Source organism: bacterium (assembly GCA_022616075.1).
Lineage (GTDB): Bacteria > Acidobacteriota > HRBIN11 > JAKEFK01 > JAKEFK01 > JAKEFK01.
Window position 1 is genome coordinate 1 of record JAKEFK010000361.1, and the last position, 22560, is coordinate 22560.

Here is a 22560-nt window from a genome sequence, read left to right on the forward strand (position 1 = left end):
CGCCGTAGTAGCCGGTGACGGAGATTAAGGTAAAAACGAGGATTGCCCAGAAAACTGCCAGTTTTTTCAGACGACGACTTAGAGAAATCAAAAAACCAATTCCCAGACAAACTCCCGTAGCCGTTCCAAGTTTCTCGTGAAGCTCGACAACGTCATGCAGAGCTCCTTCCTCGAAGGGTTCTTCCTGAGATTGCCCGCTGAAATAGGCTCCAACAGCAGCCAATGCCGCGAGAAGCCACAGAACGCGAACTGCCGTCAGCATCTCCGGTTTTTTCAAGCCGATAAACACAAAAAGGGAACCAGCAATCCCCAAAGCGAGAGGAAAATGTACGATTTTGTTGTGAGGATGACTCAGAAGCGCTTCTTTAAACCCCGGTACCTCCCCTTCGTATTCCTCACCGTCTGGCTCAGTTTGCGCGGAGGCTGGGGGCGGAGCAGCGGATTCCTGCTTTGCAGGGGCTGATTGGACCGGCTTGGTCTGCTGGTGCTTTTCATGAGCATTGGCAGCGACGGCAAAAAGCAAAAAAATCAATAGAAATGGTTTACGCATGGTATGAGAATATTATAGTCCGGGGTTTTCCTTGACAAGAGAACGGGGAATCCTGTATTTTATGTGTTCATCCGATACGCCCAATATAGGAGTACTATGGATACTTATTTCCCGAAGGCGGGAGAATTGCAGAAAAAGTGGTATGTGGTGGACGCGAGTGGTCTAGTTTTGGGCCGGCTTGCAACTTTTCTAGCGAACGTTTTGACGGGCAAGGCGAAACCGGAGTATACAGCACATCAGGATGTTGGCGATTTTATTGTGGTGGTCAATGCCGACAAGATTGTTGTAACCGGCAACAAGAGATCTGACAAAGTGTATCATCGCCACAGCGGTTATCCGGGTGGTCTTAAGAGCATTACTCTGGCGGATCTGCAGAAAAAAGCCCCCGAGAAAGTGATCCTGGAAGCAGTCTCCGGCATGCTGCCGAAGAATAAACTGCGTCAGGTCTACTTGAAAAAACTGAAGGTCTATAGCGGCAATGAGCATCCTCATGAGTCGCAGAGACCCGAAACCCTTTCTCCCCGATAAAGAATTTCAATTTCACCGCAGAGGACGCAGAGCACGCTGAGCAAAAACAGAGAAAAAATTCTCAGTTTTGTCTCCGCGCTCTCTGCGTACTCTGCGGTATAAAAAGGAGTAAAACGTGCCAACATTACAATATTACGGCACCGGCAAACGGAAAAGTGCAATTGCACGGGTGTTTCTGAGACCCGGCCAGGGCGCCTTTCAAGTGAATGAGCGCAAGATGGAAGAATATTTTCCAGATGAAGCGCTAAAAATTGTTGCTAAACAGCCGCTTCTGATCACAGAGACTGCTGAAAAGTTCGATGTATTGGCATTCACGAAAGGCGGTGGCATGACAGGCCAGGCCGAAGCTGTGCGACTCGGAATTTCCCGCGCACTGCTGAAATTCAATGCCGAGCTTCGCAAAAAACTCAAAGATGCCGGATTCTTAACGCGGGATTCCCGCAGTAAAGAACGGAAAAAATACGGACAACCGGGGGCGCGCAAACGCTTCCAGTTCTCCAAACGTTAGAATTACAACCGCCAAGACGCCAAGTCGCCAAGGCCGAAAATTAGAAATTATTTTCTTGGCGTTCTTGGCGCCTTGGCGGTTAATAAAAATACGCAAGGCCGGAAGGCTACGCGAAACTACGCTTTTGCATGATTGCGCTGGATGGCGCGCAAAAGCGATACAAGGAGGAAAAAACATTGGTTGGTATCAGCCTGAAAGAATTGTTAGAAGCGGGTGTGCATTTTGGTCATCAGACCAAGAAACGCAATCCCAAAATGAAAAAGTACATCTACAATGAGCGGAATGGTATTCACATTGTAGATTTGCAGCAAACCATCAAGTTATTCGAAGAAGCATCACGCTTCATGAGTAACACCGCAGCCCAGGGTAAATCGGTCCTTTTTATCGGGACCAAGAAACAGGCCCAGGATGCGGTCGCCGAGGAAGCCCAGCGCGCTTCTATGCCCTATGTGAATCAACGGTGGCTCGGCGGTTTGTTGACGAACTTTGCAACGTTAAAACGGAGCATCAAGAAGTTCAAAGATCTTGAAAAAATGAAAGTGGACGGCGATTTTGAGCATTTCAGCAAGAAAGACGCCGCGAAACTGGAAAAGAAATACAAGAAAATGGCCAAACTCTTTTCCGGCATCAAAGAAATGGAAGCGATGCCGGATACGTTGTTTGTCATCGATCCGCGAAAGGAACAGATTGCCGTCAGTGAAGCCAAGAAACTCAATATTCCGGTCGTTGCAGTTGTGGATACCAACTGTGACCCGGACCCGATTGATTACGTAATTCCTGGCAATGATGATGCAATCCGGGCAATCAAGCTTTTTGCCTCCCGTATCGCGGATGCCGTTGTCGAAGGTAGAAATCAGTTTGCTTCCACTGGAGTGCCGATGCCCATGGTTGAAGCTCCTGCCGAAACTACTGAGGAAACACAACAGCTTTCAGAAGTGCTGGATCAGGAATTGATCGAGATGAGCATTTCCAAAGGCGTCTACAATGACGAAGTTTTGGAAGCTGATGATGAAGATGAAGAATATATAAGATGAGGAGATGAGATCGTGGATATCAGTGCTGACAAAGTAAAAAAATTGAGAGATCAGACCGGCGCAGGGATGATGGATTGCAAGGCCGCCCTGCAAGAAGCCGGTGGGGACCTCGAACAGGCGATTCTGGTTCTAAGAAAAAAGGGAATCGCTTCAGCGTCAAAGAAAGCAGGACGCACTGCTTCGGAAGGAGTGATCACTTCATACATCCATCCCGGCAGTAAAATTGGTGTGCTTGTCGAAGTAAATTGTGAAACCGATTTTGTCGCCCGGACCAAAGAATTCCAGGACTTCGCTCATGAAATTGCGGTTCAGATTGCCGCGATGAATCCACAGTACAGGTCGGGGGAAGATATTCCCGCGGAGGTGATGAATCGCGAACGTGAGATCCTGCTGGATCAACTGGCAACTTCCGGAAAGCCGGAGAATGTGAAGAAACAAATTGTGGAAGGTCGACTTGAAAAATGGTATACAGAAAGTGTATTTATGGATCAGCCATTTGTAAAAGACGACAGCCAGAAGATGCATGACTTCATCAATAACCACATCGCAAAATTTGGTGAAAACATTGTGATTCGCCGTTACGTGCGCTTTAAGCTCGGAGAATCGGCGGAGTAAGGATGGATTCCTCCCGCGAGGCTTCCAAACCGCATTACGATCGCGTATTGCTGAAGTTAAGCGGGGAAGCTCTCATGGGGGAGCAGGGTTACGGTATCGATCCGCAGGTCGTTCAATATCTCGCAAATGAAATCAAAGATGTTGTCCAGGGGATACAACTTTCCCTCGTCATCGGTGGCGGCAATATTTTTCGCGGAGTGGCTGCGAGTGCTGTTGGCATGGATCGTGTTGCCGGCGATCAAATGGGGATGCTCGCAACTTTGATCAATGCCGTCGCTTTGCAGGATGCATTGGAAAAGAAAGGTATCCATACACGCCTACTTTCAGCGATTGAAGTGCGAACCATCGCAGAACTATTTATCCGCCGTCGCGCGATGCGGCATCTGGAAAAAGGGCGAGTTGTCATTTTCGCCGCAGGAACAGGCAATCCTTATTTTTCCACGGACACTGCTGCAGCTTTGCGCGCCATGGAAGTGCATGCTCAAATTATCCTCAAGGCCACAAAAGTCGATGGCATCTACGATCGCGATCCGAAGAAGCATCCGGACGCGGTAAAATTCGAGGAGCTCACTTACATGGACGTTCTGAGCAAGCATCTCAAAGTAATGGATTCCACCGCCATTTCATTGTGCATGGATAACCGTATGCCGATTATTGTTTTCAACTTGAAGGAAAAAGGAAACATCAAACGGATCATTTACGGAGAAAAAATTGGATCAATCGTAAAGGGGTGAAGCATGTTTGAAGCTCTTTCGAAGGATCTCAGACGAAGAATGGATGCCGCGCTGGAAGCTCATCGCAAAGAGCTGACGGGCATCCGCACCGGAAAAGCATCGATATCTCTTCTGGATACGATAACCGTGGAGTACTACAACACACCCACACCACTCAATCAGGTTGCTGCCTTAAGCACACCGGAACCCAATCTGATTGTCGCTAAACCTTACGATGTCAGCATCATTGGTGATATGGAAAAGGCGATTCGCAAAAGTGATCTGGGTTTGAATCCTTCCAATGACGGCAAGCTCATACGTATTCCCATTCCCCCTTTGACTGAAGAACGCCGCCAGCAGCTTGCCAAGCATGTTCACAAGGTTCAGGAACATGGCCACAATGAAGTTCGCCAGATCCGCCGCGCTGGAAATGATGAGATGAAAAAAATGGAAAAGGAAAAGAAAATCTCCAAAGATGAGGAGAAGCGCGGAATGGAGATGGTTCAAAAACTTCACGATGAGTACATCAAAAAGTTTGACGACCTGGCGAAAGCGAAAGAAGACGAAATCCTGCACAGTTAAACAAGATTAACCGCCAAGACGCCAAGGCGCCAAGGACAAAAAGTCTATTCCTGGCTTGGCGTACTTGGCGCCTTGGCGGTTTAAAAGCGCACGCCAAAGGCCAGCGATACTTCCGAATCATCCGACAGAAACACTTTCGGTTGAATGTAAGGTACTATACGGCTGCCGGTCCTGAAACCGACACCCGCAAAGACGTTTACTCCAAAATCTGTTTCGTCTTCAAATCTTCGCGCGTCCGGATCAAGGTACAGGATTGCCGGACCGCCTCCTATCCAAACATAGACATCGCGCGTTGGCAGATCGTAATGCACGTCAAAATTAAATGTCAGGAACGTTGCACCATCGACAAATACATATTCAACGTTTGGATTAAACCACCATTGTCGAGTGATATCGATGAGTACCTCGCCGCCAATAAAGGCATCGGTCGGGTCAAAATAGGCACCCACACGAATCCCAGGTTTGATTTCTGCTTCGGCATTGAAAGCAACAAGAATAGATCCAGCAAGTAATGTAGCAACGAATAGCTTCGTTAATCGCATGTTCAACCTCCAGGGAAAGCAGTTTATCGTCCAGCTAGGAATAGATAGGATTCGATTTGGAGGTTGTCAATTCTTCTACTGTATTAGTTGAAGAATCTTCAAAATCTCATGGGCCGCCTTGCTCAAAGCCATATCGGTAGCATCGTGAAGCGATTCTTCGTGTTTGGTTTCATCGGTATCAAACGGGTCTTCTGTGTCGATCCGCCCCATTCTTCCCGTTGCTCTACCGTCTGTGGTGAAATTCTTAATCACTTTCCCACTGGATAGATCCACAACGTCAAAGGAAAAAATCACCGTTGCTTCGGGCGCCGCTTCTCTATAAGCGTCGTTTACGGGCCCCCTGGTGCGCCACTCGGCAATGGTTCCATAGACAAGGTACTGCACGCCCATGCCGGCAATCGCTTTTTCTTGAGCCAGTGTTAACCTGCTGTCAGCCCAGGAGAGTTCCCCGACCGTCTTCAGTAAATCCTTTCTCTTTGCGGTTTGAATTGTTTCGTTTTTCTTTCTCAGGAATTTGGCTAAATCTTCTGCCATGGTCCAGCGATTCACACTGATGATCCGTTCGGCTTTGTTCTGGAATTCCAGAATCGCTACTTTGTGCGTTTCCTCTGCGGCATAAACGGGAGCGATGAAAAGAAGCAGTACAAGGCAAGCGGAAAAAAGTTTCATGGAACCTCCCGCATCTTCCAACGTTCAAATCATAAACCATTTTTAGAGCAAGAGCACGAGTACGATTTTAATACCGCAGGAGGGAAAGCGAAAGAGCGTCTTTGATGAGAATGCCCTGGCTTGTCTGACGGGATGCGCCCACGTCGCGCTTTTTGCAACCTGGTATGTCGCGACCGGTTGGAATGAATCCACGGTGGCCGGCAAGACAAACAACTCGGCATCTTCTTTCAGAATCAAGATGTCACTCCCGGTCGTTACGAGCGCAGCATTTTCTGCAATGCGGGCGCCACTCTTCCAAATTACTTTGCCTGAGGCAGGGTCCAGTGCAAAAAATTCTCCCTGACGCTTGTGTGAAAAACCAATTAAGCGATTTCCGGCCAGAACCGGACTGCTCATGTAGAGCGAAACATCCTTTGTATCCCAGAGAATTTCCGGCGTCCAGTTTTGACCATCGTGATGCAGACGAACGCCAAAGGTTCCCTTATCCAGGCTGGAGAAGATCAAAATGTTATTCGCAAGAACGGGCGTAACAATATTCGGATCGCAAGGTGTGGCGAAAGGAATGCTCCACAAAATTTTTCCGTTTTGCAAATTCACGCCAAGGATTTTCCGGTGGACCTGAATCACAATTTGTTTTTGTTTTTCTAATGTGATCACAATCGGAGAAGAATAGCTCGGGCCTTCTCCCGCCAGACTCCATTTCTCCAGACCTTTATCTGGATCCAGCGCAAGCAGGGCTCCTCCCTGGTGCCCACCGGCGTGAACGATCAACATCCCATCTTCGATCAAAGGGGACATGGAAGTTCCAAAAGGAGGATGATTGGCTGGAAAGCGTCCGGAAAAGTCTTTTTGCCACAAAAGCTTTCCATTGCTTGTGGAAAAACAGGTAAGAATACCGCTAATTCCGAGTGTTAAAAGTTTTCCGGCGAATACCACCGGAGTAGATTTCGGGCCTTTGCCGTGTTCCACAGCGCCCGGATACTCTTTGTAGGGCGCGCTGTAACCGGTTCGCCAGAGAATCTTTCCGCTCTTTAAATCAATTGCCCGCGCAATTTCATTTTCAGCTTCACGGCTGAACAGGTAGACGATTTCATCCAGGATTACCGGACTCGAGTGACCTGTTCCTACCTCAATTGACCAAATAGTCTGAAGTGCTGCGGGCCATTTTTCAGGAACAGCAAAGTTTCTGGCGCTTCCATCCCGTTGTGGACCTCGCCACTGGGACCAATCCTGAATTCCTGCAGATGATAGAACCGGAATAAGATAAAACACAAAAAACCCACATAAGAATTTCTTAATGAGCATTTTTATCTTCCTCAATTCAAGAAAATAGGAGATAAACCGGATCGAAGGATAGAACGGATATGTTCTTTTCATTGAACTTCATCCGACTTATCTCCCTCATCCGGTCTATTTCCTATTTTCTTTTTTCCGGCTTCCTGCGGAGACGGCCATCACGATGGCCTGAACCGTTTCCACTTCTTCATTCGTAATGCCTTCTTTCCTGGCAACGCCAAGGTAATGGTTCATTCAGGGATAACATGCGCAAGACATGGCCGAGGCCAGATGCAAGAGAAGAGTGGTTTTTGCATCCAGTACTTTATTGTACCGCGCAAGTTTATAGAAATGATCGAATGCGCCTTTGAAATCGTTCACGAATCCTATTATAGGAAAGATAGTTGCATGATACAAGTATTTGGTGGTTTGTACTTAAGCGGACTCTATGATGCCGGACTCCATCCAGTGAGCGAGCAAGCGCCGGATGCGATAGGAGTCCACTTCTACGGTTTCTTCGCATTCCAGCGGAGTCGTGCCGCGTTGCACGGCATTCCAGAGATTGCGAAAGAGCAATCCATCCTTTTCTTCGGGTAGAGGGAGAGGTCGTGCTTCTTTTGCTTTTAGACTAAGATTGTCCGGAACAATCGCGCGAGCGTTCTGCAATTCATCATAGCGGCGCATTGCTTCCAGCATCATAGGAAGCATTTCGGGAAAACTACTTTCAATGACAATGCCCTCTTGAACAGACCGGGCGAATTCAAATGTTCCTTTGCGCGGTTTTTCAAACAACTGGTAGAACGCTGATTCGCCGGAGAGGATTCCATTCCGGCAGTATCGTAGCTTGCCTTGATCGAGAATCAGCGTAGCGAAAATTTCTCCCTCCGGATTTTTCAAGCTCAGCGTGCCGGTTAGCTGAGAGTCGGATAGGTTTTGAACCAGAGACGGCAAACCAAAAAGGTCCAGATCTCCCATAAGGCTCACAACCGGAGTTGCAACCGTAGTTTCGACCGGTCGTTGTTTGACAACAGTAGTAGCAGGCAACTCTGCTACCACTTTGACTTTCGCGGCCGCCTGTCCCGTCTGCAGATCCGGATATTGTTGCGCCAGATCCTCAAGAGCGCTTCTTACGTGAGGAACCGGCGTGCCGGCAAGCGCCTCTACTATATATCTGCATTTCTCATCCCTTTGTGAGAGAACAATTCCCAGGCGCTTCAAAGGCAGATTTGCTTTGAGAGCTTTCATCAAACGATCTAATGTTGAAAAATCATCAGAAAGATCATAGTTGGATAGTTCGGAGAGTCGGGCTATTGAATTTCCCAGTTCCGGTCTTCTCTGGAATGCATGTTCGATCACTTCTCTTCGCGCGTTGGAAGTGCCCACTCTACAAAGCGCCGAAATGACACGATCCAGAATGGAAAAAGTCTCTTTGTCGAGCGGAGTTTTTTTATCATTCTGGAGCATCTTTTCGATTTCGTGGAGCAATCTGATTAAAGTATGTTCGACTCCCTCTTGTTTCGATTGCGCCAAAAATGCGAGCGCTTCCTTTACGACAACCGGCGGCCAATGTAATTCGATATAGGGCAGTATTGTGTCCAGCACTCTTTTCGGTGACTCTTTGGGTGACGGCGGAATGCGCCGAATTAAATGGATCAGATTGCGGCGAAAATAGACTTCATCCCGATCCATTTGCACCGGCATTGCAACAAGCTGTTCCAGCGCGGCAGCGCGCGTGAGCTCTCCATGACATTCCAGCAAGAGCAAAAGGACGCGCCGCTTGTCCCGTTTTTTCTCCAGCCGTAAAGTTTCCAGAAGTCCCTGCGGTGAAAATGCAGTGAAAAAATTTAGGAATTTTCGCAGGACAGGATGCTGGCCGGGTACTTCCGCATATTTTCGCAACTTATCCGCGTCCACATTCTCATGGCCTTTGCTCCGCGCAATTTCCACCATGACCGGAGTGACTTCTTTTGCATCGATAATTTTTCTTGCAAGATCCAACATGGAGACCGCCTGAACCAATGAGTCTTCGTTAAAACGTTCCACTGAGGATCGAATCAGCTGGTGAAAACGCTCTGAAACCTGCTGCGTATCGGGAGCTTTTGCGATGATCCGGTGCATTGCCTGCAAATTGCTGTCTTCCGGGATTTGAACCTCAGGATTGTTGGGGAGAGACCAGCCCGGTAAATTTCGTCCGAGGACCCTGAAAAGATCATCGGACCCTGCCTGGATTCCGAGACGTCGCAAATGATCCAGCATCTCGTTTAACTCCACCGTCTCACTCGCGCTTCGCGCGGCTTCAGCCAGCGCCTGTGCAACAACTTCTTCCTGTCCCGCCGTAGAGTTGTCCGGTCCGAGAACTGATAAGCGTTTTTCCAATCTCTGCATGAGATGTTGGAACCTTTTAATGTCTGCATCTCTTGCCGGTTCGGTCTCGGTTTGCGTTTTTTGACTCGTGGTCGGCCGGAAAAGAACCTCCAAATGCGAAGAGGTTTCCGTACGGGCGTGTCCCATTCGTTCCAAATTCAGCTGGAACTGTTCTCTTTCTTCCTGCGGACAGTATTCCAGCAAAGCTTGTTTGAGACTGATTAGAAAAGGTGCAAGAGTTTCCTGCGATATCAGTTTGTACTCACCCATTAAATGAAGCTTCATGACGGCGTGATACAGATAATCAGTGGCGGAACTCGTTCGATCAGTACGAAGGTGAGAAAGAGTCCAGTTAAAGATAGCTGAAGCGGTCAATTCGGCAGGGTGGTTGACCAGAATCTCTATTGAGTCTGCTACGACCAATGGCGGTAGTTGATCCGCAAGATACTGATGCAACTCTGCGAGTGCCCCCGAAACCTCGGGGCTCCCTTCGATCATTATCCCCCCTGAAATTGTCTATTTTACACGATACTGCCTTTCAAAATAGGTATTTTCCATGTAAATTCCAATTTTTGACATTTTTCTTGAAACTTGTCCCTTAAAGTATCAGAATAAGAGTGCGAGGGTGGGAAAAATGTCAGATGAATCAACCACACAGGAAATTGTTTTGGTTCCTGTGGATGAACATGGGCGTGTGTTGCTTTATACCGATGTAAAAATCGAGAAAGTGGACCGTGACTATCGAACGATTCGCGGTCCCGAGGGGTTAACGTGGAAACTGACTCCAGGGGAGTACACGGTTAAGATCTTTCTTCGCAATCTCCAAATGAAAACGGTTCCCTTGACTGTCACTCCGGGAGTTTGGAATTATCGCCTGCCTGTAGAAACTGCTTCTGCCTCATCTCCTGCTGATTCTCCTGTGCCTCCTCCTCCACCTCAGATCGTTGAAGGTGAAATTGTTTCCGTGAGTCAGAAAGCTGTTCCTCCTTCACCGGAACAGGTTGAGGAACTACAGGAACAGAAAAAAGTAAGCGAAAGCAATGAGAGAAAGCGTTTCCCGATCACCTTTCCTGTCTCCTACCGTACCGATTCAGGTAAGTGGGTGAAAGCGAGGGCTTTAAACGTAAGCGCGAACGGCCTTTGTGTGGAGAATCTGGCGCGTGTCACGGAAGATGACAATCTCTATGTAAAGTTGCACGTTCCCGTTGCGACGATTCCGATTGAATGTCCCGCAAGAGTTGTTTGGGTCAAGTCTAAGGATTCTCCGAAACCCTGCATGGGTCTTCAATTGTTTATGACCAGCAATATGCGCGAATCACTGGACCGCTGGTTATCCGGAAAATAATCCCGGTATTGAAACATTTGTTTTAGAGGCTTCGTAATGAATGCATGGGACCGCTATGAAAATTATCCTATTGCTGGCCCTTCTAAACACGCTTCCGGGAACATGGTTGGGTACGATCCAAATGGGGAAAACCACCATGCCTCTTCGGCTCACGGTGGCCCAAAAGGGGGAAGGCATTTCCTCAACTTTGTCGCTCCCATTTGAAAGAATATCCGACGCGCCTGTAACAATCGTTTCTTCTCAAAGTTCCGGTATTCAATTTGAACTCAAACAGGGGGACAAGTCGTTCGTATTCAAAGGAGATGTTCAGAAGAACATACTGAAGGGAACGGTTAGTTCCGGAGACGAAAAGGGTTCTTTTGAGATGGTTCGTTCCGCTTCAGTTGATGTCCGGAAATATTTTGGCACTTACGAATTTGAATCCGGACAATTCCTGCACATCAGAACATGGGATGAATTGGGAGACAATCAGTTGACTTATCTGGATGAGAAAGGACGGGTTGGTCCGCTTTATGCGATGTCTGATACAGAGTTCTTTACCGGACCTGGAGTATGGATTCCACTGCCGATGGTGGCGCAAGTTGGTTTTGAAAAGAGCGCAAATGGTGAAATTACAGGTCTGATCTGGTCAGAGGGCAATGATTCTAATAAAGCCCTAAAACGGAAAGCTTTGCATCGGGAAGAAGAAGTCACGTTTACAAGCGGAAGGATCAAATTGTCTGGATCTCTTGTGCTTCCATCGGGTATCGGGCCGTTTCCCGCAACTGTGTTCGTTCATGGGTCCGGTCCGGCGACACGAGATTTCTTTGGTCCGGTTCCTTATCTTTTTGCGCGTCGCGGCATCGCTGTCTTGTGCTACGACAAGAGAGGAGTCGGAGAATCGGAAGGGCACTGGATGGATGCTGATTTTGCGGAGTATGCATCCGATGCGCTGGCGGGTGCGCACTATTTATCTGCTCGTAAGGAGATCCAGGCAAACGCTATTGGACTTTGGGGAGTCAGTCAGGCTGGTTGGATTATTCCCCAGGCGATCGAACGGGGCAAGAATATTGCCTTTGCCGTTCTGCTGTCAGTTCCTGCTGTTACTCCATTTGAACAAGAGCTTCAACGGAACAAGCAAGAAATGGAAGCGGTTGGAACACCGGAGGAACAGATTGCAAAAGCTATATCTTCGCTGAAGGCGGACATGGAAAGTTTGCGGTCGGAAGAAACAAAAGAGTATTTTCGACAGCAAATAGAGAAATTGCAAAAAGAAGGTAACCAGAAAGCACTGGATGAGTCGGGATCGGCGAACCCCCGCTTTCTTGCCTGGTATAGCACTCTGCTGGACTACGATCCGGTTCCCGCGCTGGAAAAAGTAAAGTGCCCAGTTCTCGTGATCTACGGTGAATTGGACCGTGGAGTTCCACTGGATCCTAACAAACGTCTTATGGAAGATGCCTTAAAGAGAGCGGGGAACAATCAAGTTACTCTTCGGGTGTTCCAAAAAGGCAATCATGCTCTGATGCTGAGCGAAACCGGCAGCATGGCCGAATTCCCGCAGTTAACGCAATTTGTCCCCGGCCTATTCGACACCATGGTGGATTGGATCGTGCAGGTTGCAGGCAAAAAATTTTAACGCAAAGTCGCAGAGACGCAGAGATAAAAAAGAAACTCTCAGTTTTTCTCTGCGTCTCTGCGCCTCTGCGTTAAATCTTATGCTTTGCCGAGAACCATGGCGAGGAGGGCCATCCTGACGTAAAGACCGTACTCCATCTGGCGGAAATATGCGGCACGTGGATCGTTATCCACTTCCACAGCTATTTCATTCACGCGCGGGAGTGGATGCATCAAAACCATTTGGCCTTTTGCTCTACTGAGAGTTTCGGGTGTGATGACGTAGGCATTCTTGACCGATTCATAATCATCTTGGTTCTCAAAGCGCTCCCGCTGCACTCGCGTGACATACAGCACATCGGTATGCGGAAGAACTTCATCCAGTTCCCGGAATTCATGCTGTTCGATTCCGGCTGCGCTTAACTCTTCCATTACTGTTTCGGGCATTCGCAGAATATCCGGAGATACGTAATTGATGCGCGCTCCATACAATCGAAGCAAACGGGAAAGGGAATGCACTGTGCGGCCATATTTCAGATCGCCAAGCAGAGTTACATTCAACCCTTGCAGGCGACCCAACTCCTCCTGGATCGTAAACAGATCCAGAAGCGCTTGAGTGGGGTGTTCTCCCGTTCCGTCTCCTGCGTTGATCAACGGTTTTCGCAAATAACGGGCCGCTGTTTGAGCCGCTCCGGTTTCCGGATGCCGCAGCACAATCACGTCCGAATAACATTCCAATGTGCGCACCGTATCGATCAACGTTTCGCCCTTCGCCACGGAAGAATATTTCACTTCGCTGATTGGAATAACACTGCCTCCAAGACGTTCCATTGCTGCAGTAAAAGAGGAGGCGGTTCGTGTTGATGGCTCATAAAACAGATTCGCAAGAATCTTCCCTTTCAAAAGATCAAACGTTCCCAAACGTTCGACCATCCTGCGCATTTCTTCAGCCACTGCAAAGATGTATTCCAGGTCCACACGCGTAAACTGCATTACTGCGAGAATGTGCTGACCATAAAAACGGCCGTCTGCCCGTTCTCCCAACGGCAAACGAACACCCGCAGATGTTCGATCTCCTGGTCTGTCCATTCTCTTCATAGCCCTAGCATTATATCGCACGCTTATTTTTCCAAATAATCCCAGATCATAGCCGACATAACTTCAACACCCACTTTGAAACTCTCCGGGTCGGCATCAAAGTCTGGAGTATGACCACCCGCTGTAATCTTTTTTGCTTTATTGGCGACTCCGAGTCTGAAAAAGAAGGCAGGAATTTCCCGGGAGTAGTACGAAAAATCTTCACCTCCCATTCCCGGTTCGGTAGCTGCAATATTCTTTTTGCCTACGATCCGCTTCATCGTTGGCAGCATCTGTTGAATCAGGGCAAGGTCATTGTTGATGGAAGGATAGCCCTTTCTGTATTTCAGCTCATAAGTGGCGCCATAACTATCGGCAACACCCTTTAAAATCTGATGCATCATGCGGATCACGTCATCCTGAACTTTTTCGTTCAATGTTCTCACCGTGCCGCGCAGTTCCGCCTGTTCGGCAATGATGTTTTCACGCCTTCCCGCATTCATCATACCGATGGTGAGAACGAACGGCTCCCTCGGAGAGGTGCGCCGGCTCCGGATAGTTTGAAGCTGGAGAACAGCCTCGGAAGCTACGACGATTGCATCCACACCCTTTTCAGGTGAAGCAGCGTGCGCCATTTTTCCTTTGATCAGGATCACAAAGCGGTCCGAATTCGCGCTGGCAATGCCTTCCGTGTATTCCAGTTTGAGCGTTTCGAGCGGCTCGCCATCGATTAAAGAGGAAGCGGAGGAATGCAGTCCAAAAATTGCGGCCGGTTTTGGATTCTCCAACGCTCCTTCCCGGATCATTCTTTTTGCTCCCCAATCGCCCGGATAATCTGCAGGCAGACTTTCTTCAGCCGGCTGAAAGATAAACTTCACTGTACCTGGAAGCTCGTCGCGGTGTTTCGTGAGCAATTCTGCAACTCCAAGCGCCACAGTCATGTGAACATCGTGACCGCACGCGTGCATCACGCCTGGATTCTTCGATCTATAGGGGACATCGCGATTTTCCTGAATCGGCAGCGCATCCATATCTGCCCGTACAGCAATAACCGGACCCGGCTTGCCACCTTTCAAAAGTCCCACTACACCGTGTCCTGCGACCCCCGATCTTACTTCGAGGCCCAGCGCGCGCAATCGATCCGAAATGATTTCCCCGGTCCTTTCTTCTTGATTCGATAGTTCAGGATGCATGTGAAAATCAGAACGTGTTTCCACAAGAAGCCCAAACATCGCATCAATATCGGCGTGGAATTTTGCATCCCGCGTTTGGTCAGAAAATGCGGGATGGATGAACAAAATAATTAACAGAACCGATGAAAGAAGTTTCATAACAAAGTAGCGCGGGCGTCACGCCCGCGATGGGCGCGGACGGGACGTCCGCGCTACTCCTTAAATTTCACCCCAGCGGAGCTTGCTTTTGAGAATATCAAAGTAACCTTTAAATGGAGATTTTATTAACCGTAGATGATAGCTGCTTTTTGCGATTTCCACATACTCTTCATTTTGTAGAACGCGCATCGTTTGTCCGTCCAAGGTAAGGCTAACATTTTCCGCGGGTGTGACGGCATGCACAGAAATTGTAAGATGATCCGGCACCACCAGTGGCCGGTGATTCAAGCTATGCGGGCAAATGGGTGTCATTACAATGGCTTCCATTGTGGGAAATACAATCGGACCGCCTGCAGCAAGGGAGTAGGCCGTCGATCCTGTCGGAGTGGAAATGATCAGGCCGTCCGCTTTGAACAAGGCAAGGAAGTGTTGATCGACTCGTGTTTCAATTTCCAGCAAACGGGCAATTCCAGCTTTCGAAACAACCGCGTCATTGATCACGTGTCCTTCAAAGATAATCTGATCTCCCTTTTTGATTCTGGCTTCCAGAAGATGCCTTGTTTCAATAACTACTTTTCCTTCCTCAATCTTTTCCAGAACCGGCACCATTTCGGGCACTGTGATTTCTGTCAAAAATCCCAGTCTGCCCAGGTTGATCCCGAGTATTGGTATATCTTTGCGAAGCGCGAGTTTGCCGGCCGCCAGAAATGTACCGTCTCCTCCTAGCACCATGACCATGTCGCAATGATCTTGAAATTCCTCTTTGCTGACAAATTCAATGCCGGCAATTGCTGGATTCCCGGTCAACCACAGGATGCTTGCCCCGCGCTGCTTCATCCAGGAAAAAATGCTTTGCAACAGATCCTGGGTGCCTTCGTACCCGGGTTTCATCACGATTCCAACACTGCGATAAGGAAAAGTCATTTCATTAACTCGTAAACCTTTTCAGCAAATTCCTCTTCACTCCAGCCAGGTTCTTTTGATAAGTGTACAAGAAATTCTCTATTTCCACTGCCTCCAAGAATTGGCGAATTGATGAGCCCTTTTACATTCCATGAACTCCCGATGTGAAAAAAATTCAGCAGCACTCGAGAATGAATGGCAGCATCCCGGATAATTCCACCTTTTGGGACATCTTGAGGACCGGCTTCGAACTGGGGTTTGAACAGTAGAATGACTTCATTTGTAATGTCTGCCAGCGGTTCCAGTATTTTGTTGGCGCCGATGAAAGATACGTCCATCACGGCAAAATCGATTGTTTCCGGAAACATTTGTTTGCTTAAATAGCGGGCGTTTGTGCGTTCCATCACTTTCACTCGCGGATCGTGTCTCAATCTCCACGCGAGTTGCCCGTACCCAACATCGATGCAATAGACTTTTGCGGCATTCCGCTGAAGCAGGCAATCCGTAAAACCGCCAGTGGAGGCGCCTATATCCAGTCCGACCTTTCCTGTTACATCCAGGTCAAATGAATCCAGAGCTGCTTCCAGTTTGATGCCGCCACGGCTTGCGTACTTCAATCCTTGCAGAATGCGAACGTCTGAATCTTCCGGCACAAGCTGTCCGGCTTTTGCTGCGGGAACACTTCCAATCAAAACCTGACCCGCAAGAATCAGTTTTTGAGCTGCTTCACGACTTTCGACAAGGCCGCGCTGGACCAGAAGTTGATCCAATCGTTGTTTTCCAAACACCTAATGTTTCCGGTTTAGAATGTATTCCGCGAACGAAATGAGATATTGATTCCTATCAAAATTGGCAACAGCCGCCGCAGCAGCTTGCATTAAGTCTGCCGCGAGTTTTCTACTCTCCTGGAGGCCAAGAATGGCTGGATAGGTCGCTTTGCCGGCGTGTTGATCTTTGCCTGCTGTTTTGCCCAGAGATTGCGTTGTTCCTTCCACGTCCAGGATGTCATCCACAATCTGAAATGCGAGACCGACTGCTTCTCCGTATTGTGAAAACGCCCGTTCCACTTCTGGTCCTTTCTTCAAAATCACGGCAGGCGCAGTGGCGCAATACCCAAGAAGCGCCGCGGTTTTCATTGCATGGATCATTTCGAGGTCGACCCGGTCTAGCGTTTTTGCTTCTCCCAGAATATCGAGAACCTGCCCACCAATCATGCCCTGCGTGCCCGCTGCTCTTGTCAAGAGGGAAATCAATCTGCAACGTGTTTCCGGTTCGTAGTGGGCATTGCTTAGAATTTCCAGGCCAGCAGTCAGGAGAGCATCTCCCGCAAGAATGGCGATTGCTTCCCCAAATACTCTGTGATTGGTTGGTTTTCCGCGGCGAAAGTCATCATTGTCCATGCTGGGTAGATCATCGTGGATCAAGGAATAGGTGTGAATCATTTCCACGGATGCGGCTGCCGGTAATAGTTCTTCAACATCCGCTCCCAAAGTTTCGCCTGCCAGGAACACAAGAGCTGGACGCAAACGCTTTCCACCCGCAAACAAGCTGTATCGCATCGCGCGATAAATAGGGACAGGAGCTGCGTCCTCCGCCGGGATGAGTTTTTCGAGATAGGAATTGATTAGTTGCCGGTAGTGTTCTAGTTCCATAACTAAGAGTTAAACACTTACTTCTCGGGCTCAAAGGGTATCGCTTTGTACTGTCCCTGCGAATCTTTGACGAGCATATCGACTTTCTTTTCTGCTTCTTCCAATTTTTGGGAGCAGTACCTGGTCAGTTTCACTCCACGTTCGAACAGAATGAGCGCTTCTTCGAGTTTTGCTTCCCCTGTTTCCAATTGTTTCACTATTCCTTCTAATTCTTTCAAAGCAAGCTCAAACGAAGATGGTTCTTGATTCGCGGGTAAGAAAGTTTCAGTCATGATCGATCTCCTTTACTTCGCATTTCAAACGGCCGCGGTGCAATCGAATTCGAATCTCTTTTCCGGGCGCTGTCTGGACGGCGTCCTTCAGAATCGCGCCCTCCGGAGTGCTCGAGATACTATAACCTCGCTCCAGGACGGCAAGAGGGCTCAGCGAGTCCAGTTTTCCATCATAGCGTTCGATGGCGCGGTGAACGGTATGGATTCGCCGTTGCACTCCGTTTTGCATTTTGTTGAACAACTCGATCAACCGTGATCGTTTGAGCTGAATCAAATGCATGAGTTGCGCGGGACTCATTTTTTGTTGACAGGACAGAAAACGGCGGGCTTGAATTTGATGATAGCGGGTTAAACCACTTCTCAGCCGGCCCTCAAAATCATCGACCATTTGCTGCTGTGTGCGAATTTTTTGCGGAAAGCCTGCCAGTGCGCGGTGTTGACTTGCCACATTCGCGCGGTTCCTTAAGTACAGCAGCCGGCTCTGCAAGCATGCGTTCATCCTTTTCGACAGATTTTGCAGTGATTCCGCAAACTCGCTCTTTTTCCCGATCACCAGCTCCGCTGCGGCGGAGGGAGTGGGAGCGCGAAGATCGGCCACAAAATCAGAGATCGTTGTATCCGTTTCATGTCCCACAGCAGAAATCACCGGTATACGCGACGCAGCAATCGCGCGGGCAACCAGCTCTTCATTGAATGGCCAAAGATCTTCAATGGAGCCTCCCCCGCGGGCCAGGATAATCACTTCGATCGTTTTTGATAGATTCAAAGCGCGCAGTCCTTCGATAATCGAAGGAGCTGCCTCTTCTCCCTGTACGGTTGCGGGAAAAATCAAAATGTGAAGATTTGCAAAACGCCGGTTCAGAATGTTGAGAATGTCCCGAATTGCGGCTCCGGTTCGCGAAGTAATGATGCCAATTTTCTTAGGGAACATGGGGATGGGACGCTTTCGCGAAGATTCGAACAGTCCTTCGGTTTTGAGTTTCTCCTTCAACTGCTCAAAAGCCGCATAAAGATCTCCTTTGCCGTGCGGCACAATTTGAACAATGTCAATTTGATAGCATCCTTGAGGCTCATACACGGTAAGTCTTCCGTGAACCATCACTTTCATCCCGTTTTTTGGCTGCCATTTTAAGAAACGATGGGATGACTTCCACATCACCGCTTTCAAAAGTGATTTCGAATCCTTCAGATTGAAGTAAAAATGACCGGAGCTTGGTTGTGTAAAATTGGAGACTTCTCCTTCGACCCACACCATGGGATACGTAGCTTCGACGAGCAGTTTCATCTCCGCGTTTAGTTCGGAGACGGAATAGACCCGGACCGGGGATGCAGTTTCAGACGCAGAGGAGCCCGAACTTTGTCCGAACAGAGGCCTCTGCTGCATCAGTTCTCTCCTTTGCGTGTGATTCGTTCAATGCTGAGAGCGTGTCCCGTTTCAGGATCCAGCCGAACCAACATCGCTTGCAAAATGGGATTCTCTTTGGCCACTTCAAAACGTGTGGGGATTTGATCCAGGAATTTTTGAATGATCTGGTCTTTGTCAATTCCAATTACAGAATCGTACGGTCCGCTCATTCCCACATCGGTCACGTAGGCTGTTCCCGCAGGAAGAACTCGTTGATCGGCCGTGGGTACGTGCGTGTGAGTTCCGAATACCGCTGTAACTTTTCCATCCAGATACCATCCCATGGCCTGTTTTTCGGAGGAAGCTTCACCATGCATATCCACGAAGATGATGGGGGTCTCTTTGCGAATTCTATCCACAATCTGCATGCCGATCGCGAAAGGGTCCTCTGAGGGTCCCATGAAAATTCTCCCCTGTAAGTTCACGACTCCAGCTTTTTGTCCACTTTTCGTTTGAACGATCGCAAACCCCTTGCCCGGGACGCTGGCAGGATAATTGGCGGGGCGCAAGAGCCTGCCTTCCTTACTAATATATTCGAGGATCTCTTTTTTGTCCCATATATGATTTCCCGAAGTCAGCACATCGACACCCGTCCGGTAGAGTTGATCCGCCGTATCCGGCGTTACGCCGAATCCATGCGCGATATTTTCCGCGTTGGCGATGATGAAATCGAGACCGTGTTCCTGAATGAGCGACGGCAAAAACATTTCAATCATCTCGCGCCCGGGCTTCCCCACAACATCGCCTATTAACAATACGTTCATTTCCACCTGTTAGAATTGTTTTTGGAAGGCGAAAAGCGTCTTCGCGTCAGGACGCGTTGACGCGGGGACGCGCAAACGCGCAGACGAATAAAGCTCCCCCGCACCAACGTGAGACCGGATTATTGAACCTGCTCCAAGCAGGTGGGTGCTTCGCGATTACTTCAGGCTTCCTCAAAACAGAGGCATGCACACCATAATCTGACGAGAAGCTCCCATTCTTGATTTGTTGGTTCAAGAATCTCCATTGCCTCACGATCTTAGCAGGGGAGCCAGTGGTTGACATATAGTCCAATTTTTGAACAGAAGCACGCAAAGAGCGCGAAGAAAATAATCTTTGCTTCCTTCGCGAACTTCTGTTCAAAATTCATAGGGATTCCAGAATCTTGTTCAGTTTCTCTGTCCGCTGCTCGACTTCCCGATCCACATCTTGTTTCTGGCGTCTCAGTTGAAAAAACTCATCTGTAATATTCAGCGCAGCCAGAACAGCGATTTTTAGTGAATCGACTGTTGGAGTTCCTGATGCAATTTCTCTCATCTTAATGTCGACATACCTGGCAATATTTCTAATGTATTCGGGATCGGCGCCGGCGCGAATCTGATAATTTTGACCGTAAATTTCCACTTGTATTTTTGTGTCCATCAAAAGTTTATTCTAGCACGTCAAATTTTTGCTTCCAATTCCTCCAAATGAGAGATGAGCCTTTCAATTTTTGCCTTCACTTCATCCCGTTCCTTTTTCAATCCGGAAATCTGGTCCTGAAGATGATTGTTTTCTTCTGCGGAACGGGACCATCTTTCCATATCCGTCTTGAGCGTGTGAATTGCCTTATCGCTTTCCTCGCTTTTTCTTAGAAGATGCTCATTCTCTGATTTCAGGGCTTTCATGGCAGAGAGCAATTTCTTAATCTTCTCTTCAAGAACGTCCAGTTGTTGAAAGTCCATTGTTTATGACTCCCTCAATCGTTTTGTTCAAGTAGTACGAACAACATTCTAACATTTTTCACACCTGCACGCAGGAGATTGGATTTGTATAATTAGCAAGCATGAAGCGCTTTTTGCTGCTGCTTACCGCGTTTTTGTTGCCTCTGTGGGTGGCTGCTCAATTCGAGGTAAGCGTCACAGAGATTACGGTTTGGGCTCGTGTAGTGGATTCTTCCGGAAATCCGATCAAGGGGCTTACCGAAAAGGATTTTGAAGTTTTTGAAGACGGAAAGCAGCAGCCATTAAGTTGTTTTCAAGAACGGGACGTTGAATCGGGAGAGGAGGCTATCGTCTTAGAGGACGAAGTAAAGGTTACTGCAAAGATTCCCGCGCGAAGGTTCGTGCTGTTTTTGGATTTGTTCAACACTTCGCCACCGGAGTATTTGAGAGTGCGCGACAAAATGGGAGAATTCTTGAATCAAATTCGAGGAACCGGCTGGGAAGTCATGCTGGCAGCTTTAACTGAGAAGGGAAAACTCGGCGTGATTGCACCTTTGACTTCGAATCTTCCGAGCATCCGGACTTTGCTTTTGAAAGCGCGTGCAAATGGAATGCGCGATGCGCGCGAAAAAAACAATTTGCGGAATATCAGATTTATGCTCGAAAAAGCAAAAGAAGATCCTCAGTTCAGAGATGTATATGTTCAGAGGGCCTTTTCGATGGCGCGAACATACGCTCGCGAGGAAGAACGAAATAGCGAGCTTTCGATTGAGGCACTCGAAAGTTTTGCCGCGTATTTGTTGCAGCAACGGCCTTCCGAAGAACACACGATCATTGTTTATGTTTCCGGTGGATTCCATGCAGATCCGGGGCGGCGCTACTATGAAATGGTCCAGGCTTTCCTAGAACGGGAAGAGGGCGCTTTATCCTTGGGCACTTTTAGCGACACGAGCTTTAATATTCGAAGGCTTGTGAAGAACAGTGTAGGAAAGTTGAACAAAATGAATATGACGTTGTACACGATTAATACAAGAGGTATGTATGATGGTAGCGACAACACCGATGCCAGCGATCCGGCTTTCGTTCGATTCAGTAATACATTTCTGCAGGACTACCAGGAATCGCTTGCTCAGATTGCTGAAGAAACGGGCGGAGCTTTTTTTCAAAATTCGCAAAATTTTAAGAAAGGCTTTGATCTGATTCTGACAGATTTAAGCCATCAGTATGAGCTCTGTTATCGTTCAAACGCAGAGAAGACATCAGGGAAATATCACAAGATTGAGGTTCGCACGAAACGGGAAGGCGCTCGAGTTCGCCACCGAAAAGGCTATTGGGGTTGACGAAGATGAAGCAATTTTTAGATGTGCCGGCAAACAGATATTTCGGCTTTCAATTGATATCACGATCCGCTGAAGGGGCCCGCATCTCCATGGAAATGAAGCAGGATCAACTCCAGGAAGAAGGTGTTCTGCATGGGGGCATCATCAGCGCGATGGCGGATACTGCAGCCGTTTATTCGTTCTATCCGGATCTGGAATCGACGCGGATGATGACAAGCATTGAATTCAAAGTAAATTTTCTGAACGCTGCTTTGCCTGGTAAAGGTGCCCTGATTGCCGAATCAAAAATTTTGAAGCGGGGAAAGCGTACCGGAGTCTGTGAAGTGGAAGTGACTCAAGCAGGGAAGCTGGTTGCAAAAGGCATCTTCACGTACTTATTTTTTGAGCGTTCGTAGTGTCGCGCAGTTCAGCACAAAGAATTCTTCTGATGAATCATAGATCCATAAGGATCCGGAGTAGATCTTTAATTTTTTGCATCGTGGTGAGTGAGACAGCTCCCATACGGCTGATTAAACGATCTTTCGAGACAGAGCGGACATCCTCACATTTGGGTTAGTGGGAGCGCGGGCATCCC

25 protein-coding genes and 1 other RNA gene are annotated in these 22560 nt (G+C 48.3%); 10 read left to right on the plus strand and 16 right to left on the minus strand.

From position 1 onward, the window contains the following. Positions 1-550: hypothetical protein (locus L0156_27610; protein ID MCI0606770.1), on the minus strand; the 550-nt coding region annotated here is incomplete at its 3' end. A gap of 96 nt (positions 551-646) precedes the next feature. On the opposite strand from L0156_27610, the gene rplM reads away from it, so the two are divergent. The 6 genes from rplM (at position 647) to frr (ending at position 4530) form a co-directional block, all read left to right on the plus strand. Further along, positions 647-1078, plus strand: a complete 432-nt coding sequence (gene rplM, locus L0156_27615) for a 50S ribosomal protein L13 (GenBank protein MCI0606771.1) — start codon at positions 647-649, stop codon at positions 1076-1078. Positions 1079-1193: 115 nt separating this feature from the next. Beyond that, the gene (gene rpsI, locus L0156_27620) at positions 1194-1586 is read left to right on the plus strand and encodes a 30S ribosomal protein S9 (GenBank protein MCI0606772.1); all 393 of its coding nucleotides are present in this window, start codon (positions 1194-1196) and stop codon (positions 1584-1586) included. A gap of 176 nt (positions 1587-1762) precedes the next feature. Further along, positions 1763-2620 (plus strand): 30S ribosomal protein S2, encoded by an 858-nt coding sequence (rpsB, locus tag L0156_27625; GenBank protein ID MCI0606773.1) that lies wholly within the window; start codon positions 1763-1765, stop codon positions 2618-2620. A 66-nt stretch (positions 2621-2686) separates the two neighbouring features. Beyond that, complete coding sequence (locus L0156_27630) at positions 2687-3235, plus strand: elongation factor Ts (protein MCI0606774.1); 549 nt, start codon at positions 2687-2689, stop codon at positions 3233-3235. Between the two features lie 2 nt (positions 3236-3237). Further along, a complete protein-coding gene (gene pyrH / locus L0156_27635; protein ID MCI0606775.1) occupies positions 3238-3969 on the plus strand; it encodes a UMP kinase in 732 nt (243 codons plus the stop codon). Positions 3970-3972: 3 nt separating this feature from the next. Next, positions 3973-4530, plus strand: a complete 558-nt coding sequence (gene frr, locus L0156_27640; protein ID MCI0606776.1) for a ribosome recycling factor — start codon at positions 3973-3975, stop codon at positions 4528-4530. Positions 4531-4610: 80 nt separating this feature from the next. Here the strand turns inward: frr and L0156_27645 are convergent, their stop codons facing one another. From L0156_27645 to L0156_27660, 4 genes are all read right to left on the minus strand, one after another. Then, positions 4611-5072 (minus strand): hypothetical protein, encoded by a 462-nt coding sequence (locus L0156_27645; protein ID MCI0606777.1) that lies wholly within the window; start codon positions 5070-5072, stop codon positions 4611-4613. Between the two features lie 75 nt (positions 5073-5147). Beyond that, complete coding sequence (locus L0156_27650; protein MCI0606778.1) at positions 5148-5741, minus strand: hypothetical protein; 594 nt, start codon at positions 5739-5741, stop codon at positions 5148-5150. Between the two features lie 42 nt (positions 5742-5783). Then, on the minus strand, positions 5784-7118 hold the full coding sequence (locus L0156_27655; GenBank protein ID MCI0606779.1) for a PQQ-like beta-propeller repeat protein: 1335 nt from the start codon (positions 7116-7118) through the stop codon (positions 5784-5786). A gap of 333 nt (positions 7119-7451) precedes the next feature. Next, a complete protein-coding gene (locus L0156_27660) occupies positions 7452-9878 on the minus strand; it encodes a DUF4388 domain-containing protein (GenBank protein ID MCI0606780.1) in 2427 nt (808 codons plus the stop codon). Positions 9879-10014: 136 nt separating this feature from the next. Between L0156_27660 and L0156_27665 the strand changes: the two genes are divergently transcribed. Both L0156_27665 and L0156_27670 read left to right on the plus strand, forming a co-directional pair. Continuing rightward, a complete protein-coding gene (locus tag L0156_27665; protein ID MCI0606781.1) occupies positions 10015-10725 on the plus strand; it encodes a PilZ domain-containing protein in 711 nt (236 codons plus the stop codon). A 55-nt stretch (positions 10726-10780) separates the two neighbouring features. Beyond that, positions 10781-12343 carry an alpha/beta hydrolase gene (locus L0156_27670; GenBank protein ID MCI0606782.1) on the plus strand — a complete coding sequence of 521 codons (1563 nt, stop codon included), beginning with the start codon at positions 10781-10783 and terminating at the stop codon, positions 12341-12343. Positions 12344-12420: 77 nt separating this feature from the next. Here the strand turns inward: L0156_27670 and pyrB are convergent, their stop codons facing one another. The 11 genes from pyrB to zapB all read right to left on the minus strand — a co-directional run bounded on the left by pyrB (position 12421) and on the right by zapB (position 20667). Further along, on the minus strand, positions 12421-13314 hold the full coding sequence (gene pyrB, locus L0156_27675; GenBank protein MCI0606783.1) for an aspartate carbamoyltransferase: 894 nt from the start codon (positions 13312-13314) through the stop codon (positions 12421-12423). A gap of 128 nt (positions 13315-13442) precedes the next feature. Continuing rightward, positions 13443-14729 carry an amidohydrolase gene (locus L0156_27680; GenBank protein ID MCI0606784.1) on the minus strand — a complete coding sequence of 429 codons (1287 nt, stop codon included), beginning with the start codon at positions 14727-14729 and terminating at the stop codon, positions 13443-13445. Positions 14730-14789: 60 nt separating this feature from the next. Continuing rightward, positions 14790-15653 (minus strand): NAD(+)/NADH kinase, encoded by an 864-nt coding sequence (locus L0156_27685; protein MCI0606785.1) that lies wholly within the window; start codon positions 15651-15653, stop codon positions 14790-14792. Beyond that, positions 15650-16420 carry a TlyA family RNA methyltransferase gene (locus L0156_27690; protein MCI0606786.1) on the minus strand — a complete coding sequence of 257 codons (771 nt, stop codon included), beginning with the start codon at positions 16418-16420 and terminating at the stop codon, positions 15650-15652. Before L0156_27690 ends, L0156_27685 begins: the two co-directional genes overlap by 4 nt. Then, on the minus strand, positions 16421-17284 hold the full coding sequence (locus tag L0156_27695; GenBank protein ID MCI0606787.1) for a polyprenyl synthetase family protein: 864 nt from the start codon (positions 17282-17284) through the stop codon (positions 16421-16423). It lies immediately after the preceding gene. Positions 17285-17301: 17 nt separating this feature from the next. Further along, entirely contained in the window at positions 17302-17556 is a 255-nt protein-coding gene (locus tag L0156_27700) for an exodeoxyribonuclease VII small subunit (GenBank protein MCI0606788.1), read from the minus strand. After that, positions 17549-18940, minus strand: coding sequence for an exodeoxyribonuclease VII large subunit (gene xseA, locus L0156_27705; GenBank protein ID MCI0606789.1), 1392 nt, complete (start codon positions 18938-18940; stop codon positions 17549-17551). The genes L0156_27700 and xseA overlap by 8 nt, the downstream gene beginning before the upstream one ends. After that, positions 18940-19725: a TIGR00282 family metallophosphoesterase gene (locus tag L0156_27710; protein ID MCI0606790.1), complete on the minus strand. Its 786-nt coding sequence runs from the start codon at positions 19723-19725 to the stop codon at positions 18940-18942. Before L0156_27710 ends, xseA begins: the two co-directional genes overlap by 1 nt. A gap of 91 nt (positions 19726-19816) precedes the next feature. After that, a non-coding RNA gene (gene ssrS, locus L0156_27715) (6S RNA) lies at positions 19817-19995 on the minus strand. A gap of 94 nt (positions 19996-20089) precedes the next feature. After that, positions 20090-20365: a cell division protein ZapA gene (locus L0156_27720; protein MCI0606791.1), complete on the minus strand. Its 276-nt coding sequence runs from the start codon at positions 20363-20365 to the stop codon at positions 20090-20092. 20 nt (positions 20366-20385) lie between these two features. Continuing rightward, complete coding sequence (zapB, locus tag L0156_27725) at positions 20386-20667, minus strand: cell division protein ZapB (protein MCI0606792.1); 282 nt, start codon at positions 20665-20667, stop codon at positions 20386-20388. Between the two features lie 101 nt (positions 20668-20768). Here zapB and L0156_27730 point away from each other — a divergent pair, with 101 nt between their 5' ends. Both L0156_27730 and L0156_27735 read left to right on the plus strand, forming a co-directional pair. Next, positions 20769-21986 carry a VWA domain-containing protein gene (locus L0156_27730; GenBank protein MCI0606793.1) on the plus strand — a complete coding sequence of 406 codons (1218 nt, stop codon included), beginning with the start codon at positions 20769-20771 and terminating at the stop codon, positions 21984-21986. A 5-nt stretch (positions 21987-21991) separates the two neighbouring features. Beyond that, the gene (locus L0156_27735) at positions 21992-22381 is read left to right on the plus strand and encodes a PaaI family thioesterase (protein MCI0606794.1); all 390 of its coding nucleotides are present in this window, start codon (positions 21992-21994) and stop codon (positions 22379-22381) included. The last annotated feature ends 179 nt before the right edge of the window (positions 22382-22560 follow it).